The sequence below is a fragment of the Nostoc sp. UIC 10890 genome (genome assembly GCF_054786515.1).
The window spans coordinates 835,910-854,827 of record NZ_JBSGKF010000001.1 but is presented as its reverse complement, the minus strand read 5'-3'; the positions used below and the strand labels follow the sequence as shown (position 1 = coordinate 854,827).

14 protein-coding genes are annotated in these 18,918 nt (G+C 38.3%); 4 read left to right on the top strand and 10 right to left on the bottom strand.

The window, feature by feature from the left end:
* Positions 1–263 precede the first annotated feature (263 nt).
* Entirely contained in the window at positions 264–974 is a 711-nt protein-coding gene (locus tag ACWATR_RS03330; RefSeq protein WP_460329511.1) for a pentapeptide repeat-containing protein, read from the bottom strand.
* A 789-nt stretch (positions 975–1,763) separates the two neighbouring features.
* On the opposite strand from ACWATR_RS03330, the gene ACWATR_RS03325 reads away from it, so the two are divergent.
* Complete coding sequence (locus tag ACWATR_RS03325) at positions 1,764–2,954, top strand: FAD-dependent oxidoreductase (protein ID WP_460329509.1); 1,191 nt, start codon at positions 1,764–1,766, stop codon at positions 2,952–2,954.
* Between the two features lie 444 nt (positions 2,955–3,398).
* Here ACWATR_RS03325 and egtD read toward each other — a convergent pair whose 3' ends face one another.
* The 3 genes from egtD to egtC form a co-directional block, all read right to left on the bottom strand.
* Entirely contained in the window at positions 3,399–4,433 is a 1,035-nt protein-coding gene (gene egtD, locus ACWATR_RS03320) for an L-histidine N(alpha)-methyltransferase (RefSeq protein WP_460329507.1), read from the bottom strand.
* Positions 4,434–4,641: 208 nt separating this feature from the next.
* Positions 4,642–5,967 carry an ergothioneine biosynthesis protein EgtB gene (gene egtB, locus ACWATR_RS03315; protein WP_460329505.1) on the bottom strand — a complete coding sequence of 442 codons (1,326 nt, stop codon included), beginning with the start codon at positions 5,965–5,967 and terminating at the stop codon, positions 4,642–4,644.
* Complete coding sequence (gene egtC / locus ACWATR_RS03310; protein WP_460329503.1) at positions 5,942–6,730, bottom strand: ergothioneine biosynthesis protein EgtC; 789 nt, start codon at positions 6,728–6,730, stop codon at positions 5,942–5,944. The genes egtB and egtC overlap by 26 nt, the downstream gene beginning before the upstream one ends.
* 433 nt (positions 6,731–7,163) lie before the next feature.
* Between egtC and ACWATR_RS03305 the strand changes: the two genes are divergently transcribed.
* On the top strand, positions 7,164–7,925 hold the full coding sequence (locus tag ACWATR_RS03305; protein WP_460329501.1) for a nucleotidyltransferase domain-containing protein: 762 nt from the start codon (positions 7,164–7,166) through the stop codon (positions 7,923–7,925).
* 193 nt (positions 7,926–8,118) lie between these two features.
* Here ACWATR_RS03305 and ACWATR_RS03300 read toward each other — a convergent pair whose 3' ends face one another.
* The 4 genes from ACWATR_RS03300 to ACWATR_RS03285 form a co-directional block, all read right to left on the bottom strand.
* Positions 8,119–10,029, bottom strand: coding sequence for a sensor histidine kinase (locus ACWATR_RS03300; protein ID WP_460329499.1), 1,911 nt, complete (start codon positions 10,027–10,029; stop codon positions 8,119–8,121).
* Positions 9,989–10,879, bottom strand: a complete 891-nt coding sequence (gene phnD, locus ACWATR_RS03295; protein WP_460329497.1) for a phosphate/phosphite/phosphonate ABC transporter substrate-binding protein — start codon at positions 10,877–10,879, stop codon at positions 9,989–9,991. Before phnD ends, ACWATR_RS03300 begins: the two co-directional genes overlap by 41 nt.
* A 334-nt stretch (positions 10,880–11,213) precedes the next feature.
* A complete protein-coding gene (locus ACWATR_RS03290) occupies positions 11,214–11,594 on the bottom strand; it encodes a DUF423 domain-containing protein (protein WP_435024049.1) in 381 nt (126 codons plus the stop codon).
* A gap of 93 nt (positions 11,595–11,687) precedes the next feature.
* Positions 11,688–12,167: a hypothetical protein gene (locus tag ACWATR_RS03285; protein WP_460329495.1), complete on the bottom strand. Its 480-nt coding sequence runs from the start codon at positions 12,165–12,167 to the stop codon at positions 11,688–11,690.
* Between the two features lie 283 nt (positions 12,168–12,450).
* On the opposite strand from ACWATR_RS03285, the gene ACWATR_RS03280 reads away from it, so the two are divergent.
* Positions 12,451–12,690 (top strand): hypothetical protein, encoded by a 240-nt coding sequence (locus ACWATR_RS03280; RefSeq protein ID WP_460329493.1) that lies wholly within the window; start codon positions 12,451–12,453, stop codon positions 12,688–12,690.
* A gap of 52 nt (positions 12,691–12,742) precedes the next feature.
* Here ACWATR_RS03280 and bchM read toward each other — a convergent pair whose 3' ends face one another.
* Positions 12,743–13,429 carry a magnesium protoporphyrin IX methyltransferase gene (bchM, locus tag ACWATR_RS03275; protein WP_460329491.1) on the bottom strand — a complete coding sequence of 229 codons (687 nt, stop codon included), beginning with the start codon at positions 13,427–13,429 and terminating at the stop codon, positions 12,743–12,745.
* A 925-nt stretch (positions 13,430–14,354) separates the two neighbouring features.
* Between bchM and ACWATR_RS03270 the strand changes: the two genes are divergently transcribed.
* Positions 14,355–16,436 (top strand): cation:proton antiporter domain-containing protein, encoded by a 2,082-nt coding sequence (locus ACWATR_RS03270; RefSeq protein ID WP_460329489.1) that lies wholly within the window; start codon positions 14,355–14,357, stop codon positions 16,434–16,436.
* Positions 16,437–16,743: 307 nt separating this feature from the next.
* On the opposite strand, the gene ACWATR_RS03265 is transcribed toward ACWATR_RS03270, so the two are convergent.
* The gene (locus ACWATR_RS03265; RefSeq protein ID WP_460329487.1) at positions 16,744–18,897 is read right to left on the bottom strand and encodes an ABC transporter ATP-binding protein/permease; all 2,154 of its coding nucleotides are present in this window, start codon (positions 18,895–18,897) and stop codon (positions 16,744–16,746) included.
* Positions 18,898–18,918 lie beyond the last annotated feature (21 nt).

Here is an 18,918-nt window from a genome sequence, read left to right as displayed (position 1 = left end):
TTCCTTACAACCTAGAATTATTACTTAGATGTTGCGGAAAAATAGTATAGCATTTAGCAGAAAATTATAATAGGTGTCAAGATACTCATTGAACTAAGGAATAATATTGAATATACTTCTATATTACGGCAGAAACAAACCACCCATTCCAAATCAATGAAACGCTTGCGATACAAGAATTATGAATTACGCTGTACATAGGAAATGGGGAGTAGGGAGTAGGAAGTCGGGAAAATTAATCAAGCGGGCATGATATTAGTATTTTACTGAGAGAATTGGGTTTCTCTAAGGTTTGCCCCATCGAGTATGGCATCATTGAGAATTGCCCCATGCAACCTAGCTAGATATAAACTTGCACAATGCAGGTTAGCTCCAGAAAGGTTAGCTCTTTTTAGATTGGCTACACTGAGGATTGCTCCTTCTAAATTGGCTAGATATAAGTTAGCTCCTTCTAGGTTAGCTGCACTAAGTATTGCTCCCGTTAGATTAGCTTTTATGAGATTGGCACCAGCAAGATTAGCTTGATAGAGATTTGTTTGTTCTAGATTCGCCCCATTTAAGTTTGCTCCTCTCATGTCCGTAAAGCTCAAATCAAGTTGCTCATTTTCTGGGTCTTGATTTGCATTTCTTCTGGCGATAACAGTCAGGGCTGCTTGAATATCTACACGAACTTTTGTTGATAGATTGCTTGTTACTTCCTTTTGGGGCATATAAGGAGCATTCTTTCGTACAAAATTAGTAAGAATGTCGATGATGATCCAGTGGTAATGTGGATGATTATGGGCAATATACTCTAAATCGTTAATTATAGCTAGGCTGGTTTCTATTGTGCTATTTCCCAGCTTTTCACTTGCTATTCTTAAGCGTTGTTTTGGTGACTTATGCTGAGTTTTTTTGACTTGTTCCTGGAAAGCAGGTATCCACAGGAATATTTTTGCTAGCTGGATGTTATTTTTTGATAAAATATCTTTCATGGCATGAAAAGCATTAATAATTACTGAAAAAATCTTCAAGTGGTTACAGTATTTTTAACAATTTATTAGCCCATGCTATTGTTTCATACATGGTTAATATTTGAATATGATAATGCAACAAGCAAAATAGAGAATATAGCGATTTTAGTGTGGATGCATTACAGTCTAACCTCTCTCCTTTTAAGAGAGATACTTTGAGTTTTATTCCCCAATGCTAGCAGTGAAGGTCATGACGGTTAGCCCGCATTTCTCACAAGCTCAAGGCGTTTGATGGAGCAGAGGAGAAGTAATGAGTAATGAGTAATGAGTAATGAGTAAAAACTTCTTACTTCTTACTCATTACTTCTCCCTTGCACAAGCGCAGGCTTTAAGAGGTGTTGTGAGAAATCTGGGTTAGGTTTGTATTCCATGCAATTGAGAACCGCTATATAACTGTTGAGTAAGTAGACATGAACATACATGCTGCTGACTGTCCTCAATTATCAATTGTACTCACTAGTCTTTATTCTTCATTGACAATTAACCCTCGTCATGATGATTTTAACAAGAAAGAATTCAGGAGTCAGGAGCTAGAATTCAATTATAAATTCTGTATGACTGGCGGATAGCGCAGCGTTAGCGAGTATTTTCGAGTCGCATCTAAATAAACGGGTTTAATTCCCCCACTCAATCTCAGATTGAGTAGTCTTGAATGAGTGGCGAGTCTAAATCCTCAACTCATTGATTTTGACTCGTGAATTCTTCTTCAATTTATTCATAATTCTTGATTAACTAAATCTGAGTATCGAAATGCAGCAAAAAATACAGCCAATAGTTAAAGACTTGGTGTTAATTGGTGGGGGTCATAGCCATGCTATTGTCATGAAAATGTTCGGAATGAAACCGTTACCTGGAGTACGCTTAACGTTGATTACCGCAGCATCAGAGACAGCCTATTCTGGAATGTTACCAGGACACATTGCCGGATTTTACACCCATGACGAATGCCATATTGACTTGCGACCCCTGGCGAACTTTGCTCAGGCACAGTTGTATATTGACACGGTAGTTGCCCTAGACTTGGAAAATAACAAAGTTCTTTGTGCGAAAGGACTTGCGGTAGATTTTGATGTGCTGTCTGTTGATATTGGCAGCACTCCGGCCACAATATCTGTATCAGGTGCAGCAGAATATGCGATCGCAGCTAAACCAGTATCGCAGCTATTAGAGCATTGGTATGAACTAATTGCAGCTGTAGGTAAAAATCCTCAAGAACCAATTAGTATTGCGATCGTCGGTGGAGGCGCTGGCGGTGTAGAATTAGCGCTAGCAATGCGATCGCACTTACATCAGATTTTGGATAAAACTCAACAACCAATTGAAAACCTGAAAGTTCATTTATTTCAGCGTGGACAAGAACTGATGCCCAATTACCATCAATCAGTGCGGCATCAACTTCAACAAATTTTAACTGAACGGGGTATTAAGCTCCATCTTGGGGAAACTGTATGTAAAATTGCACCCCTAACCCATAGAGAAACTAAAGCAGTATTTGAAATTAAATGTAAATCTGGGTTGAAAGTAGAGTGCAATAAAATTTTTTGGGTAACACAAGCCTCAGCACCCGAATGGTTAAAAACCGCTGGACTAGGAACTGATGAGCAAGGCTTTATTCTGGTAGAAGACACATTACAATCTCAAACACACCCGCAGGTATTTGCAGCTGGTGATATTGCCACAATGGTAAATGATCCGCGTCCGAAAGCTGGGGTATTTGCTGTTAGACAAGGTAAGCCTTTGTTTGAGAATTTGCAGCGAATTTTATTAGGTAAGTCGCTTAAACCTTATAGACCACAAAAAGAATATTTGAGTTTAATAGGTACAGGAGACAAACGAGCAATCGCAACCAGAGGTATTATCACTCTACCACCCCACAAATTATTGTGGCATTACAAAGATTGGATTGACCGCCGCTTCATGGAACGCTTTCGCTTTGAATAATATTATGTATGGATAATTTAGTTGCGATTCCCACAGTCATTGCACCCCATCCCTTAATCCCTCGGTGTACACATAAGTCAAATTTCCCCCCTTAATTCCCCCGATGCATCTATGGTGTACACACTTATTTATACACAATGCAAAACATAGTAAGATCCCCCTAAATCCACCGATAAATTGGCGCAGTTAGAGGGAGTCAGAAAGAATTGTGTGTACACTGTAGTCTAAAAAAAGAAAGGCTTTGAGTATTACTCCTCAACGCTACAAGGGTTAGGGCTGTTTTTGTTAGGTCTATGCCCTCTTCACTTTCCTTGTGGTCTGGGAAAAGGTTAAGGAAGGGGTAAAGGATGTATTTAAAACCTTTTCCCCTTTTACCGAACCGTATTGGTCTATATTGGACTCAATTGGGAACCGTTATATTATGTGAGACATACCTGATTTGCTTTATGCTTGCAGTTGACAGAGCAGTAAACCAAACCATTGATTTGGATCTGTCCACACATGAAGAGGTAATAAACCCTGTGCGGTGAGTTGCTGTTTGATAGTATTAAGGTCAAATTTGCGAGAAATTTCGGTAAGGATAGTCTCATCTAGGGCAAAATTAACCTTGAGGTTAAGAGCGCGTAATTCTACAATTTGCGATCGCAAGCTGCGTAAATGCATTTCTATTTGATGCTCGCTTTCATTGTAAAATGCCCAGTGTTCAAACTGCGTGGTGTCGAAATTACCCTCAAACCGCTGATTTAAATGCTCCAGCATATTAAGGTTAAAAGCTGCCGTTACTCCTTGGCTGTCGTTATAAGCTGGTTCCAAAATCTGTTTCGGCTTTCGTAAATCTATCCCCAATAATAAATACTCACCTACTTGTAGAGCATTTGTAATTTGAGAGAAGAACACATCACACTCATCAGGTGTCAGATTACCTAAAGTGCTACCAATAAAACAAATCATCCGACTGGGTAATTGCGTCGGTAGGAGTTTTGCAAGGGCTAATTCATAGGTTCCCGCCAGTGCATAAACTTGCAGTAAGGGATAATCTCCTAATAACTGCTTGGCGCTACTTTCCAACATACCTGCACACACATCAATTGGTAGGTAGTGCAGGGGATAACCTAGTCGTTGGTAGGCATCTAGTAAAATGCGGGTTTTGTTAGAACTGCCACTGCCAAGTTCTACCAATTCACAAGGGCCAGTTATCTGGGCAATTTCACTAGCAAACTGCTGTAATATCGTCGTTTCTGTGCGTGTCAGATAATATTCTGGCAAATAACAGATTTGCTCAAACAGATCAGAACCACGGTCGTCATAAAAGTAACAAGGGGGTAGAGATTTAGGTGTTTGAGTTAATCCCTTAACCACATCACTCCCAGCACTAGGTGCAACTATTTGGCTTGCTCCTACCAAACGTTCTATCTGCAAGCGTTTTTCAACGCTGCTTTGAGAAGTAACCTGGCTGTTAACAGCTTTAGATATCGACATTAAACCTCCGTATGCTTGGCGTAATAAGTTACCTTTTCTGGCAGACCTTTACCCCAATCAGTGAAACACATTGTCATAGCTAATAAAATCATGCTTGAGCAATATTGCTCAAGCATTAGTGCTATTTATAGCGATTTTCCCATTAAAATGACAGCAAGTAAGCGTTTAAGTGCTATTACTAACCCGTTACTTCCCCATGACCCATGCCCTATTCCCCATGCCCAAAAACTCCATGCCCTTGTGGGTGGAGTTTTTCATCAGCAGCACAGCGAAACCCTGCGAAAAGTTGGCGTACACCGGGATGATACCAATTGCGAAAACTAGAACGCAGTGCCCAAGAACGAGTTGCCCAACTACCGCCTTTTAAAACACGGTGCTGGTGGTCAAAATAAACTTGCGAGTAACCTCTGTAAGGGTAACTTTGGAAACCGTTGTAGCCATCAAACCAGGAATCTGTCCACTCCCAGACATTGCCGAGAGTATCGTACAAACCATAGGTACTTTGCCCAGCAGGGTAGGCATTTACTGCTGTTGTCTTTCCAATTAGGCTATGTCTAGGATGGGTTACGCCTACACAATTACACTGTTGGGCGGTTGGTTTTTCATCTCCCCAAGGATAGGTGCGGTGACTATTAGTCTGTGCATCCCAACTGACTGCTTTTTCCCATTCGGCTTCTGTGGGTAGCCGCTTACCCACAAACCGGGAGTAAGCCTCGGCCTCATACCAGCTAACACCGCAAACCGGGTGACTATCATAACTCCGTAGCTTGCTGCTGTAGGCATCGCTGCACCAGTAAAGTGGTTGAATCACTGACTCAACTTGTAACCATTGCCAACCGTCTTCTGACCACCATTGAGAATTTTGGTAGCCTCCCGCCTCGATGAATTCACGATACTGTCCACAAGTCACAGGGTAGCGGTCAATCAGATATGTATCCAAATACACTCGATGGGCAGGGCGCTCGTTATCTAGTGCATCAATTGAGTCGCTTCCCTGTTCAAATTCACCTGCTGGGATTCGAATCATTTCGGTAAAAGGAGTGGAGGATGTCGGGATGTGGAGGGTAACAACTTCTGCCTCCTGCCTCTTGTTTAATTCCAAGACAAAACTAATAATTTCACAGTGCTGACTTTCGTGCTGAATCAAAAAGTGCCATAGACGTTCTTGCTGCTCAATGTCAGCTAATTCTAGGTATTCAAGAACTTTTTCTCTAACTGTGTCTAGGTAATAACGAATTTCCTCTAAGTTTGGTAAATGAACACGTTCTGATTTGGGTAAACCATCAGCCGCAAATAGCTTACGGTATTGCGGAAACAAACAAGGGCTACCTGCACTGCGCTCTAGCAACCATAAAGACTCGATATAGGCAATATGCCCCAAGTGCCAGCCAACAGGGCTAAAGTCAGGATGAGGCTGACTACAGAATGTGGCTTCGTCCATATCCTGGAACAGTGCAAAAGTTTGCAGACGACATTCATAAAAGGCTTGAAAAATAACCTCTTTCACACTAGATTTGCTCAATTTGGATCTCACAGTCTGCTCCCACACTAATAATGCTATTTTCTGGGCAAGCAATCCAATTACCTATAAATAGAGGTTCGGATGCAATAATTACAGATTTTGGAAAAGTCGGATCATCTCTTATCCAGTAAAGAGATGGAACTGGTGAATTGGTAGCAAATCGAGAAGCTATCAGGCGATGCCCATCACTAAAAACTACGTTGAGTGAGGCTTCTACTTGATAGCGTTTTGCCATCTCTAAAAGCGTTAATAATGTGTTGCGTAAAGCATATTCTGGAGGTCGATGTTTATTGATTTGACTTTGTGAAAGTAACAAGGCAAAAATGTGTTCAGAGTCAGTACTACCATTAATTTTTTCGTAAAATTCTTGGGTTAAAGTGCTGCGGATTTTTCTGTGTAATGTTTTGTGGAAATTTTCGATTCGTCCATTGTGAATAAATAGCTGTTGTTGATGATTAAAGGGCTGACAATTAGCAAAATCTACAGCTTGGCCTGGTGTAGCACTACGGACATAAGCAAGTACACATTTAGATTCAACGTAACGGCTGAGACTGGGTAAGTTTATATCATTCCAAATAGGCAGGGTATTTTTGTAGATAAAAGGGTCAGTATCTTTTTGACTATGATACCAACCCACACCAAAGCCATCTGCATTTACTACCCCAGAGGTCATTTCGCGGGGTTGATAACTCTGGACTATCAGTGAGTGTTCTGGTTTATACAGAAGATATTCTAAAGAAATAGGCGAACCGAGGTAAGCAAGTAAACGGCACATGATTAAAGTATTTGCTCCCAATAGCTGTATGGAGTAAGCTTTTTCACTGAGAATTAGCTGACTTTTGGATAAATTTGCACTATCGTTGTTAACGAGTGCTACCTCATATCACCCTATTGACCTCCTCACTACACAAAACATTTAGCTTACTAATGTTTGATACAAACTTGTATTATTTTGGCGTAATTTTGAACTTCAGGAGTAATGTTCAATAAAATAGACAAATAATAAAGATTAATTACCAATAATTAAAAACCAATGACTGATGCTTAACTCAATAATGGTAATTTTTCCATATAGACATAATAAAACATGGGTATTTGATGATGAGCTAATGGAACTAATCCAAGAACCATTTGTCAGTGGTATACCCAAAATGATTGATATTTTGGTTGATGGTATTGCTAATGATAATTTAATATAAGAAAAAATTATGAAAATTCCAAACTCTATTATAACAATTATTGAACAACAGCCTTACCCGCTTTTATTTGCAACTATCAGCGGTTCTCACTTATATGGCTTTCCGTCAGATGATTCTGATTATGACTTGCGTGGTGTGCATATTTTACCAGTTACAGAAGTGGTGGGATTAGAGACGGGGAATGAAACTATTGAAGTTTCAGAAGTTCGTGAATCTTTGGAAATTGATTTAGTCACTCATGATGTCAAAAAATTATTTTTGATGCTACTTAAAAAGAATGGCTATGTGTTAGAACAACTGTACTCACCCTTAATATTAACAACTTCACCCGAACATGATGAATTGAAAATTATTGCCAAAAATTGTATTACCCGTCATCATAGCTACCATTATATTGGTTTTGCTACGACACAATGGAAACTTTTCGAGAAAGAAGATGCGTATAGGATTAAGCCGTTACTTTATGTTTATCGAGTCCTGTTAGCTGGGATTTATCTGATGCAAACAGGGATAGTTGAAGCTAATTTAATTAATCTAAATGAGGTTTTTAATTTACCATATATTCCTGATTTAATCGCCCAAAAGTTAGCGGGTACAGAAAGGTCTATTTTGTCAGATTTTAATATAGATTTTCATCAAAGAGAATATGAGCGTCTGCGTAATAGGTTGCAGGAAGCATATGCATCTAGCCCATTACCTGAAGTACCTTCAGCGAGTGCGGCTTTGCATAATTTGTTGATACATTTGAGAACAAGAAGCTATGAATCATGAGTTCATCACTTCTCGCTCATGATTGTTTTAAAATACAGAATTTTAGTAAATTTAAATTATGTATTACTTGTAGATAATGGTACTATAGCAATCCTAAATGAGTTGTGAAAATGTGCGATGTCTAGATCCCCGACTTCTCGAAGAAGTCGGGGATCTAATTTTTCACGAATGATTTAGGATTGCTATAGTTTGTTTATGTTTTAATAGGTAAAATTATTGCAAACTCTGTTCCTTCTTCTAATTCTGAAATTACTTCTATTTTACCTTTGTGTTTATCAATGATCTGATAACAAATACTTAAGCCTAATCCAGTACCTTTACCCACTGGCTTAGTTGTGAAAAAAGGATCAAATAGTTTATTTTTAATCTCTGGTGGAATTCCAGAGCCGTTATCTCTGATCCCTACTTTGATATAATTATTATCTATATTTAATGTATTTATAATAATTTTTCTACTTTTAACTGAATGAGCTTTTTGATCTAGCAGAGCATCTATCGCATTACTCAAAATATTCATAAATACCTGATTTAGTTGTGATGGATAACACTCAATCAAGGGTAAAATTCCATATTTTTTAATTACTTCAATGTCTTGTTGAAGTCTGTGATTAAGAATTAACAGAGTATTTTCAATACCTTCATGAATATCTACCTCTTTCATTTCAGCTTCATCTAATCGAGAAAAATTCCGCAAAGATAACACAATTTCTCGAATACGTTGAGCACCAATTTTCATAGAACAAAGTAGGCTAGGCAAATCTTTATGAATAAAATTTAAATCAATTTTTTCAATGTTTTCTTCTATTAAATGAATAGGATTTGGATATTGTTTCTGGTATAAAGTCACTAGATTTAGCAAATCTTGAGTATAGTCACTAGCGCATTCAATATTCCCATAGATAAAGTTAACAGGATTATTAATTTCATGGGCTATACCTGCTACCATCTGCCCAAGAGAAGACATTTTTTCTGTTTGAATTAATTGCCCCTGAGCTTCTTTTAAGTCTTGCAGAGTTCTTTGAAGTTCTTGGGTTCGTTCTTCTACGCGTTGCTCTAAAGTTTGGCGAGCTAGTTCTAGTTCTTGGGTTCGTTCTTCTACGCGTTGCTCTAAACTTTGGTGAGCTAGCTTTAGTTCTTGGGTGTAATCTTCCACCCATTCCACTAATTGATTAAGAGAAGTAGCTAATGTTCCTACTTCATCATTGCTTGTAATATTAGCTCTCAGTGTAAAATTTGACTCTTGCGTAATTTTTCTGGCAACGCTAGTAACTATTTGTAGGGGACGTGCAATTAACTGACTGGTATATACTGCTAGTATAGCTGCGATCGCACCTGATAACAGCAAGCTTCCAACAATAACTTTAATTCGCAATTTTTGGGCATCACCAAAACTAACATTTGCTTGCTTTTTTTGAATTTCAGCATATCCTATAATCCGAATTAATTCGTCTGAAAGTTTCTCAAACTCAACCGAAAGATTAGCTTCTTGATTCAAAAAAAATAATAACTGTGCCTGGTTAGCTTTTGCTTTGTTTACGGATAACTGATTTTGTTCAATCTGCTGCCAAAAAGCTTTTACTTTCTGAGTATATATTTGGCTATTTTTTTGATAATTGTTCAATAAATTCAACAAGTCCATATTATTTATTGTCAAATCATGGGGGTGTGTCTTTATAAACACCCGTAATTCAGCCAACTGCTGATTAACCTGATTAATTTCGTCAATGAATTTATTTTTTTCAAATTCTAACCAAATAGTATTTTCTAATACAGTAACTAACCTTTGTGGATGGAGCCTTACTCTAGTTATTGTATTTTCTAAATTTTTTAATAGAGATTGTTGTTGATAAGATAAATTTAACTGTTCTTGGGCAAGTGTTTCATAGCGGTATGCAATTAAAAAGCCACTTGTTGTCCCTATAAAAGCAATACTAATTGCTACAGTATAGCCATAAATAATTTTTTTATAAATGCTCCAGTTATCGCTTAAGTAACTAGGATATCTAAAAATAACTTCCAAGCATTTTTTCGTATTAATTATCATTAATTTATCAACTATTTTATTATAAAAAGTTTCCTTGACCGATTTTTTGATAAACTTCACGAATTATATTATAATCAGCATCGTTTGCTAGAATTAACTTGCTTCCTTTATACTTTTGGTTCGCTTTAGCTGTCACCAAACTTTGAATTAGTTTATCTTGATGCTTAATCATACGGGATTGCATATCTGCTATAAAGCTAGATGCAAAATGGTTACTAGCAACAAATACATCATTGGGAAGTAATGGCCCTTTAAATATTACAGAAAAATCTTTTTCAATTAAGCCCTCAGATTCCAAAATGTTTTTGTATCTGTCAGATGCAGTCGCCCAGGCATCTACTTCACCTTTTTTTAATGCTTGTACTCCTCTATCATCCAACATGACAGTTTTGAAGTCAGTTTTTGGATCTAATCCAGCGTCTATTAGTAGCTTTGTGGGAGCAATATGTCCAGAAGTTGAGCCAACTGTTCGCATAGCAATTGTTTTGCCTTTCAATTGAGATAATAATTTAATTTTGCTATCTGCACGAACTACAATAATGCAATGGTAGTTTGTGCGCTCAATAGCAATTATAGGAATAGCCTTTGCCCTGGCATTTAAAATCAAGTATTCTGAAGGCCCTGCAAATACAATATCCACCTCTCTCGATAACAATGCTGGTGCTGCTGCTGTGGGATTTTCCACAGGAAAAAACTCAACTTTTATGCCTAATATTTCTTCTAATGTAGTGCGGAAAATTCCAAAATCTCGTTGTAAATCTTCAATCCCAGTGACATCTGTAACTGCAAATTTAAGGTTTTTTGGTGCAGTTATTGCTATTTGATCTGAGCTATTATTAGTAGAATTTACTCCTGTTGTGCAGCCAGCAGCAAACAGTAGCGAATACCAAAGCAGGTTGCGCCGTTTCATAAGTCTAAATAATATTACAAATGTAAAATTCTTAACTGCTATTTAGTAATATACTTGTGCAGTTTATTGTTTTTTTGTATTCATGACTTCTGTAATATTACGGAAATAAGTTTTATGAATTGGTAATCCTATTTGTTGGAAAATATTAGGTGCGCCTCACTTTAGAAAAATATTTAATTACTAGAAATCGCCGTTCATGATTTTGCAGATAAATAAAATCTGTTATAAAAAGGAGGGAATTTAGCCTCTAATAAATGGAGTTGGGAGTTAGAAACTCCCAACTCCTAACCCAGTAGAGACGCGATTAATCACGTTTCTACCACTCCTAACTTTTTTACAACTTCAAATTCCAAGCAGCGAAAGCTAAAGCACCCCAACCACTAAGAAAGGCTACACCGCCTAGTGGTGCGATCGCTCCCAAGGATTTAATACCGGTTAAGCTAAGGGCATACAAGCTACCTGAGAAAATAGCAATTCCAATGAGAAACAGCCATCCACTGGCGATGAGAGTAGGTTGAGGGGACTCGGTACGACTAATTAGTATGGCTACTAAGAAAAGTGCCAGAGCATGATACATTTGGTAACGAGCGCCAGTTTCAAAAATTTCTAGCGATCGCTCACTAATTTTTTCCCGCAAGGCATGGGAAGCAAAAGCACCAGCCGCAACTGACAAACCGCCTAAAATGGCAGCTACGCTCAAAAAAATCTGCGTCATTACACTTAGCCGTAAGTTTATTATTAGTCATTAGTCATTAGTCATTGGTCATTAGTTAATAACAAGGGACAAATAACAAAGGACAAATGACAATTAGACATCAAAATGATATGATACAGCCCCTTCTTCGTTCACCTTAAAGTTTGCATTGAATTCTTTAGCTTTTTCATCTAAATATTGTCTGGCGTTAGCTGCGGGTATTTGTGATTGTATGGCAAAGCCTAAAACAGTTACGCGCCCATGATTTTCTTGTAGCATCTCATAAAAAATCGATTGCAAGCGATCGCTACGTTGTTGATTAAGTGCCTTTTTCTCCTGCCGACTTTGACGATACAATCCCAATGCTAACCATGCCCCCAGTGTCAGGCTAGGGACACCAAAAATTAGACCACCAACAGCAGTATTATCATCTTCAGGAGTAGGATTTGGTGCGGTAAAATCATACGCATCTTTTACTGGTATGTACACTTTACGTGTAGCAAATTTTTCTAGTGCTGCTGATGCTGAGAGCGTTAAAAACATGAATCCGAGTGTCAGTAGCCAACCGGCAGCCAATTTTTCAGCAGTTTTCATAGTTCCACTTCAGATTTGAACTTTGCTAGAGATTCTAACCTTACTTTTGCAGAGGTTCCAATATATCAATCTACTCCCCTGGACAGTTTTTTAGTGATTGCACCGGACTTCTTGGTGTACCTAGCTTGAAAAAGCAAGCATAATTAAGCGCTTACAAATTACACTAGTAATCATGTAATATTTTAAATATACTTAATTTTATGTAAAGATTCGAGCTTACACCAACTCAGGATGATTGTAGGGCAGGGATTGTGCCTGATTTAACAATGACAGGATAGGGTAGATGTCCATACTACAAAACCATCAATATCATCTCGTCAATATAAAAATTTCTGTTAAAGCTTCTAAGGATAAAATTTATCGGAATAGAGGGGAAATCTGGTTAATTCCTGGGATCATTTTCTTAGGAGCAGCTGCGATCGCTTCCTTTATGATGATTGTTTATGCTCACAATCAGAGCGATAGCCAAAATCGAAAGCTAAACTCAGTACCAAATCCAACATCTTCCAGTGTTAACACTTAAGATTGTCAAATCGCAGCAAAGATATAGTATTTTTCTTGCTGCGATTTTCACATCAGTTACGTGTAGCTTCTAGTAGGCGGGAAAAATAGAAGCGAGTCTTTGTCATTGCCTGTCGTTGCAAAGAAAAGCCATTACTTTCCAAAATTCTCACCACATCAGCCTCACGATGCAAATATGCACGAGTCGCTTTACTTGGCCCAGGAAAGAAACTGCCAATTTTCTTGAGTATACTCAGAGCGCAGGTCTTCGGTGCAAAACTGAGAATTATCCGCGACTGTGCTAAAGAACAGAGGTGAGATATCATCTCATCCGCTTTTTCTTGGGGGTAGTGGATGAGAACATCCAAGCAAATAACGGTATGGTAACTACCACTCAACGATTCCAAATCCTGCACAGCAAAAGTGGGATTTTCACCATTTCCCAAAGTTTCCTTTGCTCTGTCCTTGCCTTCTTCCACCATTTTTTCCGAAATATCGGTGGCATAGACTTTAGCACCATCTCCCGCCAGAGGAATGCTGAGACTACCAACACCACATCCAGCATCACAGATTGATAGCTCTGGTAAATTGTTATCAGCCTTCAGCCAGCCGAGAACTGTATCCACGGTTTGCTGGTGTCCATTGCGGATGTCTAGTTGGACTTTGTTGACTTCGCCATCGCCGTAAATTCGCTTCCAACGGTCAAACCCTGTGGAATTGAAATACTCGCGAACAATCGTTTTGTCGTCGGCTGCGTTCATAAACTTTGATTTTTAGGAGTTCCCAATGCTTAAAATTATCATTGATAGGAACCTATAAAAGCGCTCTTCCAGATTTTTCCAGATGATAGTTCACTCATAAGCAAAGATACTTACGTACACAGAGAAGTTAGAATGCCGAATTCCAGCCAGACGAGCAAAAATCAAGCTGTATAATCAACGGGTTTGAAGTTCCACACAAAACAATAAAATTTAGTGTTCTACAACTCCTGGCGGGTCTGTAGTTTGCTTCCCGTAGGATATCCCCAACTATAGGACTCATATTTGATTTTTGAACAAAACTCAGTACACCTTTATTCCTTCTTCCCAGTCCCCATTGCCCCTAATCCCCAGAGGGGGCCCCGAGTTCCCCAATCCCCAGTCCCTTGCCTCTACGAGTGATTCAGAAATCAAATCGGATTGCTATATATTGATTCTGAATTCTGTATTCTTCTTCAACTTGAGTTTCATCGATTTTAGCTATACCCTTTGCATATAAGAGCAAATTACTTCCAAATAAATGAGTAGATGGTGAGACTTATTCGATTGCTCTCCATTGCTTGGGATTACCAAACTTTATGTTTGAATTTCGCTACTTATTAGCATTATTTTTATCTTTCAATCTTTGTTAAGCTAATATTTTATTTAAACAAAAAATTCTATTTTTCTATGGTTTGACGATTGATGAGCGCTCAATATTATCTATATTCATTTAAATATCCATAAATTTTGTAAGTTAAAATTCCATCGATATTTATATCTATGGATGTAAAAAATCCCTCCTTAAGATAGAATTGACATTGCGATCGCAACATTTATCCTGTTAAAGATTTAATGATCTGTCACTAATGAAACCGAGTATACAAAAATTTTAAGTAAGATTTCGTATGCTTATTGTACATCTACCATTTAGGCTGATTGATTACATATGACACTGAACTCGCTCACAGACAGTCCTATCGTTGCATTTACAATTCTCCTAACAGTAATCTTTACTATACCTCCTATCTTTGAGCGACTGCGACTACCTGGATTAGTGGGTTTGTTAGTAGCAGGCGTAGTACTAGGACAGAATGGATTAAAACTGTTAAATTCTGAGTCTGAAACTATCAATTTGCTCTCGGATATCGGCAAGATTTATTTAATGTTTGTGGCGGGTTTAGAAATTGACCTAGAGCAGTTCCGTAAAACTAAAAATCGCTCAATTGGCTTTGGTATACTGACATTCTTAGTGCCACTAATTGCTGGTATTGCTGTTGGACGTTTATTCAATTTTAGCTGGAATACTGCCGTCCTCATTGGTTCTTTACTAGCCTCTCATACTCTCTTGGCATATCCGATTGTGAGTCGTTTGGGAGTGGTTACAAATGAAGCTGTAACCGTCACAATTGGTGCAACTATTTTTACTGACACAGGTGCTTTGCTGGTGTTAGCAATTTGTGTTGGAATTCATGGGGGGCAATTCTCGGCTTTAAGTTTAGCTACTTTGTTAGGTGGATTAGCAATTTATTCTGCTGTTGTTTTGTTTGGCTTTGACTGGGCAGGAAAAGAGTTTTTTCGCCGCTCTGGGGATGAACAAAGTAACCAGTTTTTGTTTATATTACTAGCATTGTTTTTGGCATCTGTCGGAGCACAGGTAATTGGAATTGAGAAAATTGTTGGTGCATTTTTAGCAGGTTTAGCAGTTAATGATGTTCTAGGACGTAGCCCTGTTAAAGAAAAAATTGAGTTTATTGGCAGTGTTTTATTTATTCCATGTTTCTTTGTGGACATGGGATTATTGATTGATATTCCTGCATTTATAAGAACTCTCAGTTCAGTTTGGCTGACTGTGGTAATTGTAGTAGCTTTGATTGGCAGCAAGTTTATTGCAGCATTCTTAGCCAAACTGTTATACCGCTACAATACGCCAGAATTGCTAACGATGTGGTCATTGTCACTTCCACAGGTAGCAGCCACACTAGCAGCAGCCTTAGTTGCATATCAAACGGTAAATCCTGCTGGTGAGCGCTTAATTAATGAAGGTGTTTTAAACAGTGTGATTGTCCTCATGCTGGTGACAGCAATTTTGGGGCCCATAATAACAGCACGATTTGCTTCTGCGTTACAGCTTTCTCAGACAGATTTTGAAACAGATAGTTTGACAACTTGGTGGGAAAGTAGTGAAACTCAACTAGTAGAACAAAAGCAATATCCATTTACTGTAGTAGTACCAATTTACAATCCCCAAACCCAGCGCTATCTAATAGAAATGGCAGCACTGCTGGCTAGTCATGAATCTGGAAGAATTGTGCCATTAGCTATTACCAGAGCACATATTCAGATGGACAATCCGCAATTAGTAACAGAACTTGATCACAGTCAGCAAAGATTAAGTTTAGCTAGAGAAATCAGTCAAGAATTTGATGTAGAAGTTTCACCTGCCAATCGGATTGATGATGATATAGCTTTGGCAATTAGCCGCACCAGTCGAGAACAAAATGCTAGTTTAATAGTGATGGGTTGGTCACGGACAACAGGTTTACGTGCCCGCTTATTTGGTAATGTCATTGATAGCGTGTTTTGGTCTTCTCACTGTCCGGTAGCAGTTACACGCCTATTGAGCAGTCCCAAGACAATCAAAAGAATTCTTGTACCAGTTGGAGACTTAACGCGCCAAACCATCGGTGCTTTACGGTTTGCTCAAATTTTAGCTGATGTTAATCAGGCGGAAGTTGTGCTGTTACACGTATGCGATCGCAAATCACCCCCGATTCGGGTCGAAAAATTTGTGTCTCAATTGTCTGAAATTGCTTCTAAAAGCCAGTTACAGGTGAATACCAATATCCAAACAATCAAGGGTGATGATGTTGCTAGAGTCGTAATTCGGGAAGCTGAGGCGTTTGATTTAGCAGTATTACGTTCCGTCCGTTATCGCACAGCCGGGGGATTAGCCGTTAGCGAAGTGACAACGCAGATGATTCAAGAATTGAAGTGCTCAATTGTGGTGTTGGGAGAGCCTCATTCGTAATATTGGAGTCAACCTAAGTAAAAAGAGTTGCGATCGCTTTTGGTTCAGTGATGGGAATCGACAAGAGCGATCGCATCCAGCAGTCACGCACATTAGGTTGAGATAACGTTAAAAATTAAAAATTAAAAATGAATACAGCATAAGGGTTTCGTTGATTTGGAATGATTGGTTTATTTCTGCCGTGTTGTACTATAAAATTCATATTTGATTTTTGAAAAAACTCAGTACAACTAAGAAGCCTTCTTGACTATTGCCTATTGCCTTTCCACGCAAATTCGTTCAGAAATCAAAGCGGATTCCTATAGCCTTAATCTATTACCCATTTCAATACCTCCGGGTTTTTGTTATAGCGGTAGGTTACACCATCCTTAGTAGTCACAGACTTTTCTTGACTAGCCTTGCTTCTGATAGTACTAATAGAATAGTCAGTTAATGTCTGAAGCTCTTTATGAGAAAGTCCTATAATTGTGGCGTAGACGCTTTGCGGTGAGGGAGTCGCAGTCTTATCTACGAGAGGCTGCGTCAAGTCGGTTCCCGTCGATTGCGATAGCGTAGCGTTAGCGAGTCTACGAGCGTCACTCTCGATCCCGAAGGTCTTGTCGTTAGACATCGCTGCTGATTCTAGTTTTATTTTGAGTTCATTTTGAGGGTAAATATCTACCGTAATTTGCTCTTTTTGTGATGAGTTAACAGCAATTCCTTTTTGCAATTGATAATCTTGTATAGAAACAAGTTGCCAATTAGATTCTTGTGAAAGTTCTAACACCCATTGATGATAATTAAATAAGCTTTCCCGATGTCCAACACTAATAAAGGTTGTTTTTGTCTCTTGTAACTGTTGATACAACCTTCCTTCATTTTCCAAATCCAAAGCACTCGTTGCTTCGTCTAATATAGTGAAGCTAGGATGAGTAACTATTAGTCGTGCAAAAGCCAGACGTTGTTGTTCTCCCAATGATAATATGTTCTCCCAAGGAACTTCTGTATCGAAGCCATCGACTCGACTTAGCAAGTTTTGCAGATTAACTTGTTGTAGAACCTCTTTGAGTTCTGCATCGGTCATTTGACGACTGGTATTAGGATAAAGTAACTGTTCGCGCAAAGTTCCCAAGATGATATAAGGACGTTGTGGCAAAAACAAGACTTCTTCTAAGGGAGGTCGCACCAGACGACCAGTCCCTGCATTCCATAAACCAGCGATCGCTCTCAATAAAGAACTTTTTCCTCGACCACTTGGCCCCACAATCAATAAACCTTCTCCCGGTTGAACAGACAAAGACAAGTTTTCAACGATTACCTGTTCATAATTGGGCGTTTGTAAGGTGACATTCTCAAAAGCAAGATGATTTTCTTCTAGTGTTTTAATGGTACTTACATTCTCTGGTTGTTTGGTCACTTCTTCTAACGCGCCCGAAAACTCAGCTAAACGCTCAACATAACTCGAAAAATTTCCAGAAGTGCCAAATGCAGTTATTAGTTCTCCCAAAGCAGTAGCAAACATAAAGCTAGCTACACTAGCTTGTCCAACTTGTCCGAAATCAATTTCACCTTTAATATATAAAGGTGCAAGTATGAATAACATAAAAAGTTCGATAGCAACCTGATATGCTCTGTTAAAAACGTCTCTATTTCTCTCCCAATCAATCTTGCGTTTAATGTTGGTTATCAACTTACTAAATCGACGCTCAATTATATTTAATTCTTGTTTTTCTCCTCTAAAAAAAGCTATCGATTCTGCGTGATTGCGAACATGAGTTAGGCAGTAATTATAGTCAGCTTTAGATTCAATTTCCGCTTGATTAATACTATTTAATTCTTGATTTAAGTAGACAGCGATAAAATTACCCATAATCGTATAAATAATCAGAGCAATAGCAATCTGTTGGGAAATTGACCAGATAATTATTGCAAAAGTTATCATTTCCAGTACTTTTTCTAGGAAAGTAGCTGAAAAATTGAGGGCATTACTGGTAATTGGTTCAATTTCTTGGGATAAGCGTTGATCCGGGTTATCAATGTCAGTTTTAAAATTAATTTGATAATAAGCACGATTGCTTAAATATTTATCTAAAATTTGATTATTAAGCCATTTGTACCAATCAAGAGCAATTTGTTTTCTAACAAATCTAGAAAATCCTAATAAAAGCGTTACCAAGACAAGTCCAGCAGCATAAAAGTATATAATATTAACAAATTTAGAATAATCTTTTTCTTGAAGTATGATATCTACTATGTAGCGATTAATAAAACTATTAAAAGCAGTTACACCTACAAATCCGATGATTAGTAATATTAGGAGAATAAGCATTCCCCATGCGCGAATTACGTCTGAGAATGCTCTTTGCCCTGGTTTTGTTGGATACCAGTAAGGCCCAGCGATCGCTTTGACATTCTCCCAGAATTGGGTAAAATCTGAAAAAACATTTCTTGAGGGTTGAGCTTGAACAACTTGGGTTGGCATATTTGAGAAATAAATAAAAAT